Genomic DNA, 1857 nt, shown 5'->3' on the forward strand with positions numbered 1-1857 from the left:
CACGGCCCCGGGCCGTCGGTATGGGTGACGGGTCGGCCCGTGGGCCGGCCGGTCAGCCCTTGCGGGCGTTGACCTCTTCGGTGAGCTGGGGGACGACCTGGAAGAGGTCGCCGACGACGCCGTAGTCGACGAGGTCGAAGATCGGGGCCTCGGCGTCCTTGTTGATCGCGACGATCGTCTTGGACGTCTGCATGCCGGCCCGGTGCTGGATCGCGCCCGAGATGCCCGAGGCGATGTACAGCTGCGGCGAGACGGACTTGCCGGTCTGGCCGACCTGGCTGGAATGCGGGTACCAGCCCGCGTCGACCGCGGCACGCGAGGCACCGACGGCCGCACCGAGGGAGTCGGCGAGGGCCTCGATGACCGCGAAGTTCTCGGCACCGTTGACACCCCGGCCGCCGGAGACGACGATCGCCGCCTCGGTCAGCTCCGGACGGCCCGTCGACTCCCGCGGGGTCCGCGACAGCACCTTCGTACCGGTGGCCTGCGCCGAGAACGACACCGCCAGCGCCTCGACCGCACCCGCGGCCGGAGCGGCCTCGACCGGAGCCGAGTTCGGCTTGACCGTGATGACCGGGGTCCCCCTGGAGACACGGGACCTGGTGGTGAACGACGCGGCGAACGCGGACTGCGTGGCGACCGGGCCCTGCTCACCGGCCTCCAGGTCGACGGCGTCGGTGATGACGCCCGACCCGATCCGCACCGCGAGACGGGCCGCGATCTCCTTGCCCTCCGCGGAGGACGGGACCAGCACCGCGACCGGGGAGACCGCGTCGTGGGCGGCCTGCAGCGCATCGACCTTCGGCACGACGAGATAGTCGGCGAACTCCGGCGCCTCAGCGGTCAGGACCCGCACCGCACCGTGCTCGGCCAGCACACCGGCGGTACCGGCAGCACCACCGCCGACCGCGACCGCGACCGGCTCACCGATACGACGCGCCAGCGTCAACAGCTCCAGAGTGGGCTTGCGGACGGCACCGTCCACGTGATCGACATAGACGAGAACTTCAGCCATGGGACTTCAATCTCCTGCGAGTTGCGAAGAAACTACGGGAAACAAGCAGAGCGTCAGATGAACTTCTGACCCGCGAGGAACTCGGCCAGCCGCCTGCCGCCCTCACCCTCGTCCTTGACGATCGTGCCCGCCGTACGGGCCGGACGCTCCGCCGCCGAATCCACCACGGTCCAGGCACCCGCCAGACCGACCTCGTCCGCCCCGATCCCCAGATCACCCAGGTCCAGCGACTCAACCGGCTTCTTCTTCGCCGCCATGATCCCCTTGAACGACGGGTAACGCGCCTCACCCGACTGGTCCGTCACCGACACCACCGCCGGCAACGACGCCTCCAACTGCTCCGAGGCCGTGTCACCGTCACGACGCCCCCGCACCACACCCCCCTCGACCCCGACCTCGGACAGCAACGTGACCTGCGGAACACCCAGACGCTCCGCCAGAACCGCCGGCAGCACACCCATCACACCGTCCGTCGACGCCATACCGCAGATCACCAGGTCGTAACCGGTCTTCTCGACCGCCTTCGCCAGCACCAGCGACGTACCCATCACATCACTGCCGTGCAGACCGTCGTCCTCGACATGAACAGCCTTGTCCGCACCCATCGACAACGCCTTGCGCAACGCGTCCCTGGCATCCTCCGGACCCACCGTCAGCACGGTGACCTCCGCCTCGTCCGCCTCGTCCGCGATCTGCAGCGCCTGCTCCACCGCATACTCGTCGAGCTCCGACAGCAGACCGTCGACATCCTCCCGGTCCAGCGTCAGGTCATCAGCGAAGTGCCGGTCGCCAGTGGCGTCGGGCACGTACTTCACACAGACAACGATCCTCAAGCTCACGCC

The 1857-nt window shown here is 69.1% G+C and carries 2 protein-coding genes; both read right to left on the minus strand.

All coding sequences use genetic code 11. From position 1 onward, the window contains the following. Positions 1 to 52: 52 nt before the first annotated feature. Positions 53 to 1015 (minus strand): electron transfer flavoprotein subunit alpha/FixB family protein, encoded by a 963-nt coding sequence (locus IE107_RS34350; protein WP_189548257.1) that lies wholly within the window; start codon positions 1013 to 1015, stop codon positions 53 to 55. Between the two features lie 53 nt (positions 1016 to 1068). Continuing rightward, positions 1069 to 1854, minus strand: a complete 786-nt coding sequence (locus IE107_RS34355) for an electron transfer flavoprotein subunit beta/FixA family protein (RefSeq protein ID WP_189548258.1) — start codon at positions 1852 to 1854, stop codon at positions 1069 to 1071. Positions 1855 to 1857 lie beyond the last annotated feature (3 nt).

Source organism: Streptomyces gelaticus (assembly GCF_014649535.1).
Taxonomy (GTDB): domain Bacteria; phylum Actinomycetota; class Actinomycetes; order Streptomycetales; family Streptomycetaceae; genus Streptomyces; species Streptomyces gelaticus.

Excerpts from the sequence above, each read along its gene's own strand:
- IE107_RS34350 (WP_189548257.1), bottom strand. The coding sequence starts at position 1,015 with ATGGCTGAAGTTCTCGTCTATGTCGATCACGTGGACGGTGCCGTCCGC.